The sequence below is a fragment of the Slackia isoflavoniconvertens genome (genome assembly GCF_003725955.1).
In the GTDB taxonomy this organism is placed as follows: domain Bacteria; phylum Actinomycetota; class Coriobacteriia; order Coriobacteriales; family Eggerthellaceae; genus Slackia; species Slackia isoflavoniconvertens.
Genome location: NZ_QIBZ01000005.1, coordinates 156,237 through 174,515, shown reverse-complemented (window position 1 = coordinate 174,515; position 18,279 = coordinate 156,237). Strand labels below are relative to the sequence as shown.

At 56.3% G+C, this 18,279-nt stretch carries 15 protein-coding genes; 7 read left to right on the top strand and 8 right to left on the bottom strand.

The annotated features are described in order from the left end of the window. Positions 1 to 1,364: 1,364 nt before the first annotated feature. The 6 genes from DMP05_RS04220 to DMP05_RS04195 form a co-directional block, all read right to left on the bottom strand. Positions 1,365 to 1,847, bottom strand: coding sequence for a hypothetical protein (locus DMP05_RS04220; protein WP_123219301.1), 483 nt, complete (start codon positions 1,845 to 1,847; stop codon positions 1,365 to 1,367). A gap of 3 nt (positions 1,848 to 1,850) precedes the next feature. After that, a complete protein-coding gene (locus DMP05_RS04215) occupies positions 1,851 to 2,768 on the bottom strand; it encodes a hypothetical protein (protein WP_123219300.1) in 918 nt (305 codons plus the stop codon). 76 nt (positions 2,769 to 2,844) lie between these two features. Continuing rightward, positions 2,845 to 5,922 (bottom strand): type I restriction enzyme subunit R domain-containing protein, encoded by a 3,078-nt coding sequence (locus tag DMP05_RS04210; protein ID WP_123219299.1) that lies wholly within the window; start codon positions 5,920 to 5,922, stop codon positions 2,845 to 2,847. Between the two features lie 3 nt (positions 5,923 to 5,925). Beyond that, the gene (locus tag DMP05_RS04205; RefSeq protein ID WP_123219298.1) at positions 5,926 to 7,239 is read right to left on the bottom strand and encodes a restriction endonuclease subunit S; all 1,314 of its coding nucleotides are present in this window, start codon (positions 7,237 to 7,239) and stop codon (positions 5,926 to 5,928) included. Continuing rightward, the gene (locus DMP05_RS04200) at positions 7,239 to 9,305 is read right to left on the bottom strand and encodes a type I restriction-modification system subunit M (RefSeq protein ID WP_211326853.1); all 2,067 of its coding nucleotides are present in this window, start codon (positions 9,303 to 9,305) and stop codon (positions 7,239 to 7,241) included. Before DMP05_RS04200 ends, DMP05_RS04205 begins: the two co-directional genes overlap by 1 nt. 8 nt (positions 9,306 to 9,313) lie before the next feature. Then, positions 9,314 to 9,520 (bottom strand): hypothetical protein, encoded by a 207-nt coding sequence (locus tag DMP05_RS04195; protein WP_123219296.1) that lies wholly within the window; start codon positions 9,518 to 9,520, stop codon positions 9,314 to 9,316. Positions 9,521 to 10,429: 909 nt separating this feature from the next. Between DMP05_RS04195 and DMP05_RS04190 the strand changes: the two genes are divergently transcribed. Continuing rightward, entirely contained in the window at positions 10,430 to 10,795 is a 366-nt protein-coding gene (locus DMP05_RS04190) for a YraN family protein (protein ID WP_123219295.1), read from the top strand. A 71-nt stretch (positions 10,796 to 10,866) separates the two neighbouring features. Here DMP05_RS04190 and DMP05_RS04185 read toward each other — a convergent pair whose 3' ends face one another. Beyond that, the gene (locus DMP05_RS04185) at positions 10,867 to 11,157 is read right to left on the bottom strand and encodes a hypothetical protein (RefSeq protein WP_123219294.1); all 291 of its coding nucleotides are present in this window, start codon (positions 11,155 to 11,157) and stop codon (positions 10,867 to 10,869) included. Between the two features lie 251 nt (positions 11,158 to 11,408). On the opposite strand from DMP05_RS04185, the gene DMP05_RS04180 reads away from it, so the two are divergent. The 6 genes from DMP05_RS04180 (at position 11,409) to DMP05_RS04155 (ending at position 17,271) form a co-directional block, all read left to right on the top strand. After that, positions 11,409 to 12,176, top strand: a complete 768-nt coding sequence (locus DMP05_RS04180; RefSeq protein WP_123219293.1) for a ParA family protein — start codon at positions 11,409 to 11,411, stop codon at positions 12,174 to 12,176. Continuing rightward, positions 12,173 to 13,102 carry a ParB/RepB/Spo0J family partition protein gene (locus tag DMP05_RS04175; protein WP_123219292.1) on the top strand — a complete coding sequence of 310 codons (930 nt, stop codon included), beginning with the start codon at positions 12,173 to 12,175 and terminating at the stop codon, positions 13,100 to 13,102. The genes DMP05_RS04180 and DMP05_RS04175 overlap by 4 nt, the downstream gene beginning before the upstream one ends. Positions 13,103 to 13,320: 218 nt before the next feature. Beyond that, the gene (locus DMP05_RS04170; protein ID WP_123219291.1) at positions 13,321 to 13,746 is read left to right on the top strand and encodes a ribbon-helix-helix domain-containing protein; all 426 of its coding nucleotides are present in this window, start codon (positions 13,321 to 13,323) and stop codon (positions 13,744 to 13,746) included. A gap of 2 nt (positions 13,747 to 13,748) precedes the next feature. Continuing rightward, on the top strand, positions 13,749 to 15,050 hold the full coding sequence (locus DMP05_RS04165; RefSeq protein WP_123219290.1) for a relaxase/mobilization nuclease domain-containing protein: 1,302 nt from the start codon (positions 13,749 to 13,751) through the stop codon (positions 15,048 to 15,050). Next, positions 15,047 to 15,622 carry a hypothetical protein gene (locus DMP05_RS04160; RefSeq protein ID WP_123219289.1) on the top strand — a complete coding sequence of 192 codons (576 nt, stop codon included), beginning with the start codon at positions 15,047 to 15,049 and terminating at the stop codon, positions 15,620 to 15,622. The genes DMP05_RS04165 and DMP05_RS04160 overlap by 4 nt, the downstream gene beginning before the upstream one ends. A gap of 437 nt (positions 15,623 to 16,059) precedes the next feature. After that, the gene (locus tag DMP05_RS04155; RefSeq protein ID WP_244595034.1) at positions 16,060 to 17,271 is read left to right on the top strand and encodes an ATP-binding protein; all 1,212 of its coding nucleotides are present in this window, start codon (positions 16,060 to 16,062) and stop codon (positions 17,269 to 17,271) included. Between the two features lie 220 nt (positions 17,272 to 17,491). Here the strand turns inward: DMP05_RS04155 and DMP05_RS04150 are convergent, their stop codons facing one another. Then, a complete protein-coding gene (locus DMP05_RS04150; RefSeq protein WP_123219288.1) occupies positions 17,492 to 18,217 on the bottom strand; it encodes a class B sortase in 726 nt (241 codons plus the stop codon). Positions 18,218 to 18,279: the final 62 nt, after the last annotated feature.

Here is an 18,279-nt window from a genome sequence, read left to right as displayed (position 1 = left end):
GATTACCGAAGCAATGACTAAGTTAGGCCATCCGTTGGAGGTGGTCGGCGCCTTTGCTTATGAGGCGAAACAATCGTCGTGAAACCCGAAACTTTTATCTCGTGATTTCCTAAAAATAAAAGCTATCTTTACTCCCCATTAACCACCTGGGGAAACGCCGTACGGAGACCGTAAAAATGCCCGTTGAGTTCGATTTGAGTTTCACGGGCCCCGAAACAACCCAGTTTCGCCCTCGGGGACAAAAACCGAGCGCCTACTCACTTGGGATAAATCCTTACTCCCATTCCCCCGAATACCGCCCCGTACTTTGCAATCTTGAAATATGGGGAGTAAATGGCGAAATCGCAGGTAAAAGGGAGTAAAAAGGCAAAGAAAAAGCCTCCGTTCCAACACGGGAACGGAGGCTCGATTACCGTATTTACTCACCAATGTCGCTGGCGGCTTTGCCGTGACTCTCGTACGAAACGAAACTCAGCGGCACAGTGCGGTACTCAAAAGTGCAGGTCAAAGCCCTATCGGCTTACTCCCACTCAATAGTTAAAAAATCTCTCCAGTTTGTCCCAGTTTGTCGCAGTTTGCTCCAGTTTGTCCCATTTACACCCAGTCTCAAAAATTGCCGAAAATCCATGGGGTCAAATTTGGGTCACGGTATTTCGTGTCATCCGAGGCGTTTTCGTGGGTCACGGCAAACTGCAAGCAGCAACTAATGGCCACATGAACAGTATATTTCAGGGGAGGGCAAAGTAGTGAAGCTCTGCACCCCCCTAGTAGCTACGATGGATCCCCGATCTTCGACTCGTACAGCTCAATCAGAAGCTTTCAGCGGTCAATGCCCGCTATCTCAAAAATGATCTTTAGCGTTTCGATTTTCTCCCAAAGTTGAACTTCCAGGATTGAAGTAGATTCCCTCGCCAACTTTGAAGCAATAGTCGCTTTCCTTCCATGAGAAATACCTTCCGGGAAATCCGAGCCCTCAGGGACGAACTTATGGAAAACGACTGGATCGAGCTCGTAAACCATAGAATGCGCGCCGCAGATCATGTCAACCCAGGTCTTCGCCGTGAAGCGAGAGCCCATAATCGAGGAGATCGCGCTAGCCCTCGATGTTAGCATGTCGGTGCCCGAGGCGGATTGGGGCGAGGCGTAGTCGAGGCCATCCATGTTCTGTTTGACATGGAGGAGCCTTCGACATCAGCCCGTAAAGGTCGACGGCATCTACGCGTTGACGCTTCCTGAAGATCTTGAGGAAGACGAGGAAATCGAGCTCGTGGTGTGCCTGAGCGCCGGTACCGCACGCGCGGAGAGTTCGACGATCACGAGCTTACCCCCGATCGGTACACACTTTGGAAGGACCTCTCAAGTAATTAGCGAGGCTTTTTCGTAGCGATTCTCTCGAAAGACCAGAAGAACCGTTGGAGGAAGATACATATTGCTCCAAGAAAATGCAGCAGAAGGAAAGCAATTACAACTGCGTAGATTGAAGTCTCGCTAATATAGCTTCCCGAGGAGAAGTCAGGGATGATAAGAAGAATCGCCAAAACGAGACCGGTTGCAATTGCCCAAATATTTAAGGTAAATGCCTCATTGATAGCAAGCTTGTCTCTTTCGACAAGTCTCTTATCTTCCTGGAAAGCCGTAGTGCGTATCTGAAAAACCAAAACCGAAGTTGTGCACATTATCGCTGTAACTATTGAGACAAAGGTCATTGCCAGCGACCTGTCTAAGACCACGCATCCGCAGTATGCAATGAGGGCAGCAGCGATCACAGGAAGAAGTACGAGAAGGAGTAGCGCAAGGAAGTTGATCCCATGATCGGTGAAGATAATTGATTTCATGTTTTTCAACATTGTCTAAGACCCATCTTGCCCTAGCCCCGCCAACAACTCCTGAGCATACTTCCGGCATTCGGAAACAAACTCGTCATCGCTTAATTCAGGCTCGTTGTTTTCGCTCAACGTCCTGTAAAATCTTGGAGCGCTGTCCTCTTGGAATACATTGATCTTCTTTGTTCGCTTATCTTCGCCCTGTACAGTGGCTAAGACATCTGCATCTTCTGAATTAAAATCAGGGAACCCCAATACATCGCCTGGCTTGACTCTTCTTTTTCTCAGGTCATCCAGGACGTTCAATGCTATGTTCTGTCCCTTTTTCGGTTGGCAAATTAGAGAAATCGTACTGCCAACGGCCTTGATTGAAGCAGCAGCCGAAGGAGGGACGCTGTGAATCTTGACTTCAAGATTCTTTACCGCAGAAACGTGATCGAGCCATTCTGATCCTTCAAGAACAGACTCAGAATCCATCTTTATGTGCTTGTTCTCTTTCGAGAAATAACTAGAGAATAGTTTGTGCATCCGCGCGCCTGAAGCTCCTCTGAGGCAGTATTCAGAGAATAGGAGCGCTATCTCGCCTCTACGAGGAACGTAAAGCAGGGTCCTCGTGTGCGCCGTAGGTGCCTGTTCTTCTGTGATGTGGAAGACGGGGTCGGGTTTCGCAAGGTCGAAAAGCTCCCCCTCTTCTCCTCGCTTTCCGGTCAGCGCATCGATGAGGAGAGATTCGGAATCTAATTTCTTGACAGAGTAGATCTTGAGGCAGTCGATTGACGACTTATCCATAAGGGGAATGTTCTCCTCATTGCTGGCCCAGTCGTGGAACAGATCTAGAAGATTGGCTCCATCCAAGTCGGACGGAGCATACGACTCAGCATCTTCTGGCTTTATGCCTTTTTGCCTAAATCGTAGCGATTTTACCCCTAGCGACCTTTTTGGCATTCCCAACTCCTTCTCTCGTGTGCCATGAGCCTCGTGATGTTGACAATCTCGTCTCCGAGAGGCCTCAAATACATTGTTATCGTTCTCTCGACAGTCCGTTGTACAGGTCGTCTACGAGCAGGTGCACGAGATCCTTTCGCACTTCAGGTTTATCGAGAAGGAACGAATACCAGTCCTCGTTCTGCGAGTAGTTGTCTACCAGCGCTTGCTCGGTCTCGTCGTCGATGGTGTTGGCGAAGTTCCTCTTGGGGTTGACCTTCGCGCTCTGACGCACCTTCTCGTTCTTCTCCAGGGAGCCTTTGAGCGCTATGAGGGATCCGGCGGCGATTTCGGTGTCGAACGCCTTGCTGTATCGGGCGTTCCACTCTGCGACAATCTGCGACAGGGTCTCCATGACGTCCTTCGAGAGGCCTGTTCCGATTCCGCGCGCGATAGTCACCTGCGGAGACGGGTCGAGAACTTCACCCTTGTGCTCGGCTCTCTTCTGGACGTCGAAGTCCTCCAGAGTGACCTTATCGGTGATGTCGATACCATCACCGTGACCGCCAGTCGAGAGTTCTCGAATGAGGAACTGACAGAAGCGGTACTCCATGTGCATATGTGTGTCAGTGAAAGGTGCCGACATGGACAAGAAGGCATACTGACGCACGAAGTGGCGGATCACCCTGCGCGCTCTATCTGCCTCGTCCTCCTCCATGGAGAGGACGAGTGATTTGGCCGATCCAAGGATCGCCCACATGCGCCCCTTGTCATCGGCGGTTTGGCGCTTCTTGGCGAGCAGACCATAGAACTCCCGGACGTCGTCTGCGTCGAGCACGCTCAGCTCGAGAAGGTGACGTTCCGTCTCCTTGAGATCAGACAGAGTCAAGGGGTTGTCCAAGACTGTGTTCTCGTAGTACGGGGCGAACGCCTCCGCTATATCCTCGTAGGAGTTCTTGAAGTCGAGCACGAACGGACGCTTCTCGTACGGTGCGCATATCCTGTTGAGGCGCGAGAGCGTCTGCACCGCAGCGAGTCCATGCAGCTTCTTGTCAACGTACATCGCGCAGAGCTTCGGCTGGTCGAATCCCGTCTGGTATTTGTCGGCTACGATGAGAATCCTGTAGTCGGAGCCGTCGAACGTCTCGGGTAGCTTGTCCTCGGCAAGGCCGCCGTTCATGCTCCTTTCGGTGTACTCCTCGCCATCTACCGTGATGGAGCCGGAGAACGCGACAAGCGCCTGGAAGCGCCCGAGCTTCTGTAGGTTCTCGCTGCGCAGTTCATCGTAAGCGAGGCGGTACCTCACCGCAGCCTCACGGCTCCACGTTACGATCATAGCCTTAGCCTTGCCTCCGAGCTCGCCAGCAACCTGAGACACGAAGTGGTCGACCATGACGGCGAGGTTCCCCTTTATCGTCCCGTCTGCGCACGCAATGAGATGCGCGAGCTGCCTTTTGGCGGATGAGGTCTCCAGCTCGGGGTCGTCGGGTACCGACTTGACCACCTTGCAGAACGAATCGTACGTGGTGTAGTTCGAGGTCACATCGAGGATGAACCCCTCCTCGATTGCCTGGCGCATGGAGTAGAGGTCGAACGCCTCTTTCTTACCTTCGGTGTTGAGCGTGCCGAACATATCGAGCGTCCTGCCCGTCGGTGTGGCTGTGAAGCCGATGATGGTCACGTTCTTCTGCCTTCCGGAACGCGCGATGTCTGCGGCTACGACGTCGGAGATCTTCTCCAATGCGGAATCGGACTCGTCGATGTCCGAGAGCGACGCGTTGAGCGACGCCATGGTCTGGCCGGAGGTCGATCCGTGGGCCTCGTCGATAAGCACGGCGAAGCGACTTCCCGTTCCGTCGAACGAACCCGGCTCGAGATTGAGGAACGTCCCCATGGTGCACACGACTATCCTGTGGCCGCCAGCGAGGGCGCGCTTGAGCTTTCCCGACTTCGAGGTCTCGCCGTTCTCATCGGACTTGCCTTCAGAGTCGATCACGCGGACGACGTGCTGGTCGCGCGCCATGTCCAGGACAGCTTCCTGGAGCTGTCGGTCGACGACAATACGGTCGGTCACGATGAGGACTTTGGAGAACAGAGGTTCGTCCTCTCCCTCGGCGTAGAGCGAGGAGAGTTTATGAGCGAGCCATCCGATGGTATTGGTCTTGCCCGAGCCCGCGGAGTGCTCGACGAGGTAATCACGCAGCGTCTTGTTCTTGACGATGTCAGAGGAGATCCTCCTGACGGCCCTCAGCTGCTGGAATCGTGGGAATATGGGCTTAGCGTCCTTAGACTTATTCGTCTTCCTGTCTCGCTTGACGTAAGCGAAATCAAACAGCAAGTCGAACACGGCGTCCTTTGTAAGCACGTCCTCCCACATATACGCCGTGGATGGGCCGTCTGTGCGCACGGGGTTTCCGGCCTCGGTCTCATGCTGCATTCCGCCTCGCCTCACCCCCTGGTTGAAGGGCAGGAACTTCGAGTCGAGACCCTTCAGTTCGGCGCACATCCACACCTGGTCGAGGTCCATCGCGAAGTGGGCTACTGCGCCGACCTTCGGCATAAGCAGGCGCGTTTTGCAGTCGCGGTCCTCCTTGTACTGCCTGATAGCCTCGCGGTAGTCCCACCCGGTGCCAGAAGTACTGCACTTCAGCTCTATGGTGAAGATCGCCAGGCCGTTCAAAAAGATGACGAGGTCTATCCTCTCGTCCTCCTTGTGGTAGACCTCCTCCATGACCGAGAGCTTGTTCTCGTTGTAGAGCGACTTCGCTTCGAAGTCGAATGTAGCGGCGGGACGTGGGTGAACAAGATCCAGTTCAATGCCGGAATCGAACTGCACGCCGTTCCTGACGCATGCGACTAGCCCGTCCTTTGCTATGGCGTCGGAAATTTTCGCGAGGACGGTCTGCTTCGATCCGCCGTTGTAGATGGCGTGGAGCTTGTCCATCTTGTCGGCCTGGGTCTTCTCGAGGAAGGCGAAGAGCATCTCAATGTCCATGGCATGCACGGGGTCATAATCGGTTTTCGCCGTTCTCTCGACATAGTCGTTCCCATTAACAAGTTTCTCGATGACGTAACGCTGGAACTCTTGCTCGGTGAGGGGGTTTCCCGAGCCGACGGACTTACTGCTGAAGTCCAAAGCGTAGTAGTCCTCGGGATAGTGATACACTTCGTCCATGGGCTATGCCTCCTCTTCAACGCGGCGTTTGCCTGTGACGTACTCGTAAATCAGCGACTCACGTCGTCTCTTTAGGACATCAATTTGCCTGCGCTTAATATCAAGAATGCTATTGATATTTGCACAACATGAATCAAGCGCATCGGCAATTCTCTTTTGTTCGCTTATTGGTGGCACAGCAATCGGTTCATTTTTAATAAGCTGCTGGCTGATGTTTGGCTGCGTTCCTCCAATAGCTTTCGATCTCAAATCCTCTTGAGCGGCATTTATAGCGTAGCGAAGGAATCTTGAGTCAAGACGCTTGCCTGGAACCAGTGCGCAGCAAGCTTGGTTTGTGCATGCGTCAATTATTGACAGAGCAGAATTTCCTATAGAAGCTCCGTACATGGCTACAACAACAAACGGTGCTTTGTATACTTTTAGTGCACTGCATTCCACCAACGCTTTGGTCGTAACGTTTGTCGATGTTTTGTTGAGAACCTCTATGTTGTACAGATCGCCTGACTGTATCCAATTGATTGAGCCATCGTAGTATTCGAGATTTCCACTATCCGGCGTTGTGCCACTCGAGGTTTCACATACGTACTTCATTCTCTCGGCAGACCAGTGTTCAGGAATATCGCCAATCCACTCGACTCCGCTCGGCTTGGTCCCGACCGTCTTGTCTAGCCCCTTCGTCACCGCCTCGTGGATGAGGGACTCTTTGTATCGCTCAAGCGTCTCCGCCTGTTTTTCAAGGATTGAAACCTCTTCGTCTAGGTTAAATATTTGCACGTCCAGAAAGCCTGAGATTCGTTCTTGTTCCACCAGAGTTGGGAACGGCAGGAGGAAATGCTTGAAATCACCTTGGAACAAATGCTGAATTGTACTAGCTCCTGCATTGATGTCCTTAAACCAAGATCGGAAAACCTCCGATCGAAGAACGTAATAGAGGAATCGAGTATCGTACTCGCCAGCCTTGGAAGCGATCCTCATAACTCCGCTGTTGAGAGAAGCATGGCCGGGAAGCTCGCCGATGATTGCAAGCTTGCCGATTGTACCGTCTTTGGTTATTAGCAAATCACCCTCTTGAAGCTGAATCTGAACTGCCTCCTCCCAGCGATGTTCTGGTACATGCACGCAAGAGTCCCAGTTCACAGAACCTTTATGGAAATCTGTTCCAGTAACGAGCCAAGCGCCTTCTTCTTGGTACTCGTCGCTTGTAAGGCCTTGCCAGCCAATACGTCCAAATAGATTTGCCAATGTATCTAGCCTGGCGACTCTCCAATCTCCTGGGATGTCACCAATGAACCAACACCCGCTATATACAGCCTCCATCAGTTCATCAACTCCCTGAGTTGATGTTCCAGTTCGTTGAACTCCTCGAGAAGCTTTTCAGAAGATTCAGGTTCCTCATATTTGTAGAAATATCGAGTAAAAGGAATTTCCGCACCTGTCTTGACGTGCTTTTCATCTTCTTCGTCGAACCACTGTGCGTCGGGAACGTACGGGTAGACCTCGCGTTCGCAATAGTCCTCAACGTTCTCGGATAGCTTCACGATCTCAACGTCTTTGGTCGCATCGTCATACACGATAGAGCCATCGCGTTTATGACGGATAGGCGCACGCTTGTCCATAACGCTCATAGCATCGACCACCTTGTCGATGACGGCCTTGCGCTGCGCGGGAGTCTCCTTCACCTTGTAGTCGGGAAGTTCTGCGAGGATGCCCTTCACTTTCTTAGAGAATCCCTCCCAATCGAGAGTCTCCTCTTCCATGACATTCTCGCGCAGAAGCGAGAGCATCTGCTCAAAAACGGGCTCTGCCTCTGCGAGGGAGTCACGTTGCTTCTTTTGCTTCTCGGTTAAATCGGCATCGTCAATCAACGAAAGCTCCTCCGCCTTCGCGGGATTGTGAAAGTCTTCCTTAAATTTCCCTTGGGACAGCGCGTCGATACGTTCATCGGTAATCTGATAACTGCGCTGCAAAGGCTGACGCACCGCATACTCCTTGTAGAGGAACTCCTCACATGGGAGGATATGCGAGAGTTCGCCCTCCTTAAAGGACTTGTAGACTTCGACGATTTCTTCGATCTGGCTGTCGGAGACAATCTTGCGCTTGTTGCCAAGCGACTTGCGCATCTTCTCCCACATGCCCGTAGCGTCTATAAGCTGCACCTTCCCTCGACGCCGCTCGGATTTGTTCTTTGAGAGCACCCAGATGTAGATTCCGATGCCCGTGTTGTAGAACAGATCGCAGGGAAGACCCACGATCGCCTCGATGTAGTCGTTTTCAAGAAGCCAGCGTCTGGTCTGGCTCTCTCCCGAGGACGTGCCGCCAGAGAACAGCGGACTGCCGTTCGAGATGACGCATGCGCGCCCTGCATCAGGGTCGAGTTTGTGTATGACGTGCTGCATGAAGAGCAGCTGCATGTCGCTTTTTGCAGGGAGCCGGTTTTCTCCGAATCTTCCATCCAGCTTCTTCGACTCCGCGATAACCGCCTTCTCCACTCCGTCGGCGGCATCGTTCCCGCCCCAGGCCTGGCCAAAGGGAGGGTTCATAAGCACGAGGCGCATCCGTTCCGTGGGAAAACAGTCTTCTTTCATCGTATCAGCAAGCTTGATGTTCTCCGCGCGCTGCCCTTTGATGAGCATGTCCGCGAGGGCGACTGCATGGGTATCCGGAACTACCTCTTGGCCGTAGAGATAGATGGTGGCGCTTGGACAGGTTTCTTCGAGCTGCTCCTTGGCGACCGAGAGCATTCCTCCGGTGCCGCAAGCGAAATCCCCGACCTTGATAACTTTCCCGGGTTCCGCCAGGTCCTCGCAACCTTCCGCGAGCGCGAGTTTGGTGACAAGGCGAACAACCTCGCGTGGCGTATAATGGTCGCCAGCCTCAGCATTCTCGGAAAATCTTCTGATAACCTCCTCGAACATATATCCCATAGCAACGTTGTTCACGTGTTCCGGGTTGAGGTCAAGCTCGGAGAACTTTCTCACCACGCCGGTGAGCTTTGACCCTTTTGCCATCTTGTCCACGTTCTTTTCGAAGTCAAGGTCAGAAAAGATTTCCTTGATGTTCGGAGAGAACGCGTTGACGTAGGTTTTGATGTTCTTCTTGAGGTTCGGAGCATCAGCCAACAGTTTGGATAGAGTGTACCGACTCGTGTTGTAGAAGGCGTAGCCAGACTTCCGTTTGAGCACCGCCTCGGGCGTCGAAGCATTCTTTTCATAAGCGGCGCATACATCATCCTTGGTTGCAGTGAGCGCGCATTCCAAACGTCTCAATATGACCATTGGAATAATGACGTCACGGTACTTGTCCGGCTGATATGTTCCACGAAGGGTGTTGGCAATGCTGAAAACTGTATCGATTTGACGTTTCACATCTGTTTGATAGCTCACGATTGCTCCTATTTCTGATCTTTCGTCAACTCATCTACAAGGCATTCACGAAGGAGCGAACTGAAAGTGGTACCCCGCAGCTCCGCTTCTTTCTTCGCAGAGTCACGTAAATTCTTCGGAAGTCTGATAGTGATAGCTACTTGATCTCCCTCGGAAAGAAATTGTCGTACTTGCGTTTCGTCGGCTTTGCTTCTTACAAGATCAATGTATTCCATCAAGCATCACTCCTCTTGCATTTGCAATACATAGTATTTTACAACTAAATTCTGACGCCCATTGCCTCGGATATGAGACAGGCAACCTCTGCCCAGCCTCCGGAAATAATTCTTTTCCTTAGAAACCCTTAGGAGGGCTCTACATGACGCTAACGGCATTTTCCGAGTTGAAACGCCCCTTCCTTCGCGGCACACGGCCATCCATAGGCTCGCATCTGTGGGCGCGCTTATCTGCGCATGGCTGTCACAGCACGCGTACATGCAGGAAGAGCCGTGGATTACGGCAGAGGCCGAAGAGCGCGGCAGCCGCCGCTGACGGCAATCGGCCTCATTCCCATATCGTTGCAAACCGCGGAGTGCAGTTCAGTCCTGGCTATCGGCTTCCCGAGAACGAATCGGTCGACATCGCCTCACATTGAAGGATGGCGGTGCCAAACGCTCCTAGCGCTCACGTGCAGGTCGACGAAGAAGCGGGGAACATCTCTGGTTGTGTTGCCGAGTCGGAATGCTGTTGCAAGCTCTTCGCGCGACCTTGTCAACTCTCGAATCACCACTTTCTTTTGCGATGGCCGATGATGCCAGGTCTTCGTCATGCGGACAATCGTTCTGGCTGCCTCGCTCGGCCCAACTGCCTTCGGCTCGAATTCGCGCTCATAGCAGGGTAGCCCATTCAACCGTCCTGAGTTCATTGCGCAGACCCCTATGCCGGGACGTCCTCCTTCGCCTTCCTTGACTCCGCCACACTCGCTCAGAACCAGGCTCGTCAGGCAAGGCGCGAAAAACTTTTGCTGCGCAAAACTCGGGCCCTGCCGGGTTTTCGCTTCACTCCTTGCCTTCGGCCAGAACCTGCGCGGCTTCCGGATCACAAGGCAGGCCAAAGGGGCCGGCCACGAACAAACGGAGGTCATCATGAGCAATTTCGAACTTCAGGAGAAGGCAGTCAAGGCAGCAACCCGTTTCATCGAGCGCAAGGGCTTCGAGCTTCTCGAGACCGGCTGGACTTCCCCCGAGGGAACCACAATCGACCTGATCGCCAGCGACGAGGACTCCCTGGTCTTCATCGACGTCACCGCCACCGAGTACGGCGAGGGAGGCTTCGAGGGCGGCAAGGTCAAGCGCAGCGACCTTGAGATCGCGGCAGCTTCCTGGCTCGCGGGCAACTGCCCCGACGGCGACATCCAGGTCCGCTTCGACATCATCGACATGTTGGTCGTGAGCGCCGACAGGGCCCTCCTGAGGCACCACATCAACGCCTTCAGCTGCGGGGTCGAGTAATCGACCTCCATCCCGGCCCCCGCTGGAGGGCCGGGAGCCCCTCGGGTTCGCCCGAGGGGCTCTTCCGTGCTTTATCGGCCTTCCCTCATGATTCGCTCTGCGGCCGCGATGACGCGGCCTAGCTGGTCGGAGAAGTTCTTCTTCGAGGATGCGTCCATGGACGCGTCGTCCAAGTCGTTGTCCAGAAGCTCGGAGAACGACGCGCCGCCGAACCTCTCGACTGCAAGCTCCTCGACAGCCCTTGCGAACTCCTCGGCGCATTCGGCAGGGATGGCGACGCCGGCTGCGATGTCGTAATCCTCGCGGTCTTCGTACATGTCGATGAGCACGAACTGGTTGTTCAGCTTGGAATAGTCCTTCATAGTCAAGCAACCTTCCTGAAAACGGCGCAATGCCGCAATTGACTCCAGGCATAGTCTTACACGAATTGAACCCCATCCGCTACTGACAAACCTTAGCCGTTGGCTAACTCAATTGATACAAAAACGTATCAGTTTGTGATACCATCGGTAATACAGGATGGAAACTGCGTTCAAGGAACCCATCCAGCCAACCGAATACGCAGCCCCTCACTTCCACGACCTCGGGGCTGCAAGACGCGAAGGAGCTTCCCATGCGCACCCTTGCAGTGAGCAACTACAAGGGCGGGGTGGGCAAGACGACCACGGCCGTTAACCTCGCCGCTATCTACGCGGCGCGAGGCCTGAGGGTCCTGCTCATCGACCTGGATCCCCAGGCATCCGCCACCGACTACTTCGGCCTCTACGACCGCGCGGCCGCGGACGGCAGGACGTCCATCCAGCTTCTCTACGAGAACGCCCCCGTCTCCGAAGTCGCCTACGAGACCGAGATTCCCAACCTTTCCGTCGTCCCGTCCATCATCGAGCTGACCGACCAGAACGAGCTGATGCTGCGAGAGCAGAGGCTCCGCTTCGCGCTGGACGACTGCGCGGGGGACTACGACGTCGCCATCATCGACTGCAGCCCGACCATGAAGAGGCTGGCCTTCAACGCCTACCTTGCCGCAGCCGACTCCGGCATGGTGGTCATCCCCGTGAAGCTCGACTCAACCGTCATGCGCGGAACCGCACTGACGGTAAACGCCATCCAGGCGATCGCTGACGCGCTCCGCATGCCGGTGCCAACCTTCAGGATCCTGCGCACCTGCGTGCCCGGCCGCATGACCAATGCCGAGAAGACCGGCGAGGCGGTGCTGGAAAGGTTCTTCCCGGATCAGCAGCTAGCCAACGTCATCCACGCATCCTCGAAGGTCTGCGAGGGAAGTTGGCAGTGGAAGCCCGTGTCCGTGTTCGAGCCCGGAAGCAGGCCGGCGAAGGACTACGAGGCCCTTGCGGACGAGTTGTGGGAGGCGATGGCATGAGCGCCATGGAAGTAGCCAACGGGTTCAGCATCAGCGGGCTTCTCGATGCCAGCGCACAAACCGCGAACAGGTTCCCCGTGAAGGAGATTCCCCTCGACGACATCAGCGAGCATCCCGGCAACGTCGCGTACTCGATGGACGAGGAGGGGATTGCGAGGCTCGCGGAGTCAATCGAGCGAGACGGCCTGACGGACCTTCCCCTGGTGCGCAGGCTGCAGGGCGGGGGATTCCAGATGATCTCGGGCCATCGAAGGATGGCCGCATTCAGGCTGCTTGCCCAACGGGGTCCCTCCTATTCCAAGCTCCCCTGCAGGGTCATCGCCGACATCTCGGACGAGCAGGCCCTCGTCCTGCTCCATACCGCGAACTTCTTCACGAGGGCGCTGACCGTCACCGAGCGCGCCGCTGCGACAAAGGCCCTGGGCATCCAGGTCGAGCAGATGCGCGCCACCGACCCGACCGTCGCGGGCATGCGCACCGAGGACGTCAAGGCGCGCATCGTGGAGGAGATGACCGGCCGCAAGGTCAGCGGCAAGACCATCAAGCGCGAGGAGGCCATGGCCGACAAGGTCGCAAAGCTCATCCCGGAGTGGCGCGAGGTCGCGGACTCGGGCGAGCTGTCCGCCAAGGCCATCGATGCGCTGGAAAGATCGGGAGAGGCGACGCAGAGATCGGCGTTCGACAAATGGGCGGAGTCGCCGAGAACGAAGGCGGCGACAACCGAGCTGGTCGCCTCGATGACGGCCTCCGAGCCCGCCGCCGACAAGCGGCTTGTAAGCGCCGAGAAGGCGCTTCGCCGCTTCGTCGCGAACCTTCCCAAGAACCCTAGTGCGGCGGACTCCGAGGCAATAGACCGTATCGCGGAGCTGGCCCGCCAGGCCGCGAATGCGGTCTCAGGGCTCACCGATGCCCATGGGGCTCGGTAGAACCCGTCATATTCGAATCGTAGCGAGTAACTCATTGCGTATTACAACGCAATGACTCGTGTCGGAGGTGGGTCGGGGCGCTTCCACCCCGGATGAAAGCAGCATCCGGGAAACCCTCCCCGACCTCCGACAACCGGAAGCGGCAATACGACTTCCACCGTCGCCGCTCCCTTCACGGGGGATCCCCCGTGGCCCCTAAAAGACGCAAGGAGACAACGATGGGCGAATACACGCGCACCGTGAGCTGCCGCATGACAGAGGAGGACAGGCAGCTCCTGGACAAGAGAGCGGAGGCCCTGGAGCTAGCGAACTCCGAGGCAATCCGCGCCCTCCTCAGGCTTCCCATATCGGACCCCGACGAGCTTGCCGCAATAGACGCAGGCAGCCGCGTCGTCGTCATCGACGCGAAGACCATGGGCCGCATCAACCGTGAGCTCATCCGCTGGGGTCGCCACTACAACCAGGCGGTCAGGGCCCTGAACACCATCGCCATGTTCGTGAGGAACAAGGGCGGCATCGACCCGCAGGTCGCAAAGGAGCAGCTAACCAAGGCAGCCACCGAGCTCGAGCTCGTCCAAGGCTCCGTCGAAGAGATCAAGGACATGGTCCAGGCGGTCCACGAGTCCGAGAGGTTCTGGCGGTAGCCATGGCGGTGCTCAAGGCGATCAACGGGCACACAGGATGCGGCCGCATAAAGGACTACCTGGAGAAGGGCGGAAGGGCGCTGATGCGGGACTTCTTCAACCTGTCCTGGGACGAGGTCGAGGACAGGGGCTTGGACGAAGCCCTCAAAGACGAAGTGGAGTGGGCTCTTGAGATGGACGCGCTTCGTCACGACTACGGAAACGACGAGCCGTGGAAAGGGAAGCGCGCCATTACCTTCCGTCACTACGTCATCTCGCCAGACCCTGGCGACAACATCGACCTCGAGGGATTACGTGAGCTAACTCGTGCCTGGGTGAGGAAGCATTTCTCCGACTATCAGGTGGCCGTCATCTACCACGACGACAACAGGCAAAGGATTCCGCATGCCCACATCGTGGTGAACAACACGAACCTCGAGACGGGAAACCGGCTGCACATCCCGAATGCACTGGACATGAACCGCAGCCTCCAGGAGGTGGCGAAGGCCAGGGGGCTGACGGCCTTCGACAACGAGATGCCGAAGGGCAGGGTGGGGCAGAGCGACCCCAAAACCCCTCCCCGACCTCGAACACGGTGGGCCTCGTACATCAACAAAGCCGAGCGCGGAATCCTCGACGCCGGCGCGTACTCGTGGGTCAGCGACATCAGGAACAGGGTGTCCGTGGCGAAGGTGCTGTCACGCAACGAGGGCGAGTTCATGCGCATCCTGGAGCTCATGGAGGTCGAGGTCGCCGAAAACTCGGCGCACGCGCCACGCGAGGACTGGATCTTCTCCCTGGCCGACCAACCGTCGAAGAAGGTCTCCGGGGAAAGGCTCGGTATGTCTTTCGGAAGGATCGCGTTGACGGAGCGCTTCGAGCGCATCGGTTCCTACCATCCGGACGCGGCGTCATCCAGGGCGATCCTGTCACAGGCAACCGATGCGGTTGAGATCAACGACTTGGCAGAGCTGGGAAACCTGGCAAAGACCGTCGAGACGAACGCAAGGTATTCCATCGGATCTAGTTCCGACTACGACGGGCGAATCGAGACCTTGCAAAGGCGTATGGAGCGCGAAACGGAGCCCAAGGCTGCAGCCAAGTGCGCCGAGCGCATCGAGGAGCTGAACGCCGCCAGGGATTACGCAGCCGAGCACGGCCTGGTTCCCAGTGAGACGGCCAGAAACGCCTCCAGAAGCGCTGACGCCGCACGATGGCAATACGAACCCAGAAGCAGGCAAAACGGCTCCCAGAGGGCCGCTCAGGGTTCCTCTGCCGCAAGGCAGCGAGACAACGAGAGACGACGGGAAGGACGCGAACGATGAAGGTTCAGATCAAGTACCGGAACGGTCGGCTGGACGTGTTCGACACGGACTCCTACACGCCCTCCCAGCCGTTCGGAGACGGCTGCATGCTGGCAAACTACGAGGTCCGCTTCGACCAGCTGGAGAAGGGCCTGTGGTTGCAGGCGCATTTCTACGAGACGGACCCGCGCTTCAAGGAGGACCTTGAGGACGACGTTGTCCCAGTCGGCCGAAGGGCCATGGGCTGGCGCTTCCTCCTCGCTGAGGAAGGCGAGCTGAGAGACGTTGAGCAGGTGCTCGTTGACGGAGACCGCATGCTTGTCCGCATGGGTGATGGCCTGGTGGACGTCATGCGGCTCGACTGCGCATCGGCGCTGCTCCTCTCGGATGGAGGCGGACCGTCCTTGGCAAGCCAGCTCCAAGGCGTAGTGGATGCGCTTAGAGCGTCGAATGACGCGATGGATGACGAGGCTGTAGCGAATCTCGCAGGAGCCTCGTGGGAGGCACTGGCATGGGCAAGGGAGCTGCAACCCTTGCAGCAGATTGAGGTTGAGAGCGAAGAGGAAGGTTGGATGGACTATGAAGGCGATTAGGGTGCTTTTAGGAGCCATTGGCGGCTTCTGCAAGTGGCTCATCAAGGCCGTGTTCAGGTTCATGTGAGCCGTCTCCCGCGTCGCGGGGCCGTCGGCACCGCGATCGAACCGTGCCAAAAACACAATGGTTATTACCGTATCAGTGATAGAGGTGATAACTATGACACGTTGCATACCGCAATGGCTCAGTCCCGTAGTGGAAGCCCCGAGCTCACCTGGCTCGGCTCCCGGGAATCGCCCTGGAACCGTCGGCGTCCGCCCGGTAGAACCACCCACAATCGGGATCCGCAAGGACCCCAAGACCCTGGGCGTTTGCAGCGGCCATCCACACACTGTTTTCGTCATTGCATGCAGTTGGCGAATACACAAATCCCCAAAACGGCATATAATTCAATTTTGGGGAATACACACAACGTACGTTGTCGAGGAGGATACCTGTGAAGCTTATTGAACGAACGGCGTACCTTTCGGAGATGTTGGAGCTTGCCGATACGCCGGACATCAAAGTCATCACCGGCGTCCGCAGGTCGGGCAAGTCGAAGCTTCTGGAGGCCCTGGCGCAGAAGATCTCCGAGCGACAGCCCGACGCGAACATCATCCGCATCAACTACAACCTCACGGACTTCGAGGACATCCTGGACTACCGCTCCATGGAGGCATACGTGGAGGAGCGCTACGCGCCCGGCCGGCAGAACTACCTTTTCATCGACGAGGTGCAGATGTGCGCATCCTTCGAGAAGGCGATAAACAGCCTGCACGCCAGGGAGAAGTACAGCATATTCGTCACCGGCTCGAACGCCTTCCTGCAGAGCAGCGATCTGGCGACCCTGTTCGTGGGCAGGACGTACGAGATCCCCGTCTACCCGTTCTCCTTCCGGGAGTACCTCGCATACTACCCGTCCCAGAACATCTACGACAGCCTGACCAGCTACACCTCGGATGGGGGCATGGCGGGGTCGTACCTGTACAGGACCGAGGAGCAAAAGCGGCGCTATATCGACTCCGAGGTCCTAAACGCCCTGGTGGTGCGGGATATCGTGAGCAAATACAAGCTGAAGAACGAGCAGCTGCTCCATGCGCTCATCGACTACCTCATGGACAACGTCGGGAACCTCACGTCCATCCGGTCGATTGCCGACACGCTCGAGTCGAACAGGACGAAGGCCGACCACAAGACGATCGGCAAGTACGTCGACGCGCTGTGCAAGGCGTTCGCCTTCTACCGAATCCGCCGATACGACATCCGCGGAAAGAGGTACCTGAGGTCGGAGGACAAGTACTACCTCGTCGACCAGTCGTTTAGGTTCGCCCGCCTCGGCACCAAGAACATGGACTACGGCCGAGTGCTGGAGAACATCGTCGCCATGGAGCTCCTTCGGCGCGGCTACGAGGTGTACGTCGGCGTGCTGTACAAGAAGGAGATAGACTTCGTCGCCATCAAGCAGGGCGAGAAGCTCTACATCCAGGTTGCGAACAGCATATCCGAGGAGCGCACGTTCGAACGAGAGGTGGCCCCCCTGCTGGCGGTAAGGGACGCCTACCCGAAGATCCTGATAGCGCGCACATACCAGCCCGAATACCAGTACGAAGGCATACGAATTATCGACGCCGCCGATTGGCTGTGCGGTTCGAATCCCCAAAATCAATAGCACTTGCTTTTTGGGGAATGTGCCATGTTCCGATGGTCGGACATACGACATTTTCCTTTGGGATGCCAAACGCAAGGATGCAGATCAAGAGTAGAAGTACATCATTCAGGGACCCTCAATAACGTAACAATGACGCGCTTGTAGCTGGTCCAGAAGCCGCAATGGCCGCCACGGGCGTCTATCGCAGCGGCTCTCTGTACCTATTCCTAAACTCAGCCTCTTATTCGACTGCATAGACGATGGTGCGCTCATGGCCGTTCCAGAGGCCGTAGCTGCAGGTGACGAAGGCATGCACACTCTCGGGATCGGTCGCATTCGGGTCGAGCACCATGTCTGAGCCCTCGAGCGTTTCCTCCCACCACGCAAGAAAGTCCCTCCTATCGACGAAGCCCAGCCTCTTAAACTCGTTGTAGGTGTCCACGACGTCCGCAGCCGCAACATGCAGCCGTTTCTTCTCCTCTGGCGTCTGGAGCAGGATCTCGCAGTGATCCTGCGCGAATGCCTTGTCCGAGTAGCTCGCCATCGCGGCGAACATGCTTCCGTCGTCCATGTGGTGGCCGAACACCATGGCAAGGGGGCTGTCGAACCCCTTCTCGGCACAATCAGAATCCAGGTAAGGGCAGCCGTAGAAGTTCCATTTTCGGTAAACATCGTGGCTCAGGTAGTAGGTCGGGTCAGACGCAGGCGCCTGGCAGATTGGCAGGTCTATGCCGGTTCCGGGGACGGTTATCCAGCCGATGACGTCGGGATTCTGGCTCTTCCAATAGTCCCAGTCCACAGCAGGGAAAGGATCGTCCTCCTCTTGCTCGATGCCGGCCACGGGCGAAGGGTCGACGCGGCCCGCGGTTTCAGAGAACTCCAGGAGTGAGAGCGCTAGCGCCAGGCCGGAGAGGGTCAAGGCGAGGCACGCCGCGAAGGCGGCTCTTGCTTTCGTCGCAGCTTTCATATTCCTCCTATCAGATGAAAGGAGGCGACCAAATGGCCGCCTCCAATTGGCTTCAGGACGAG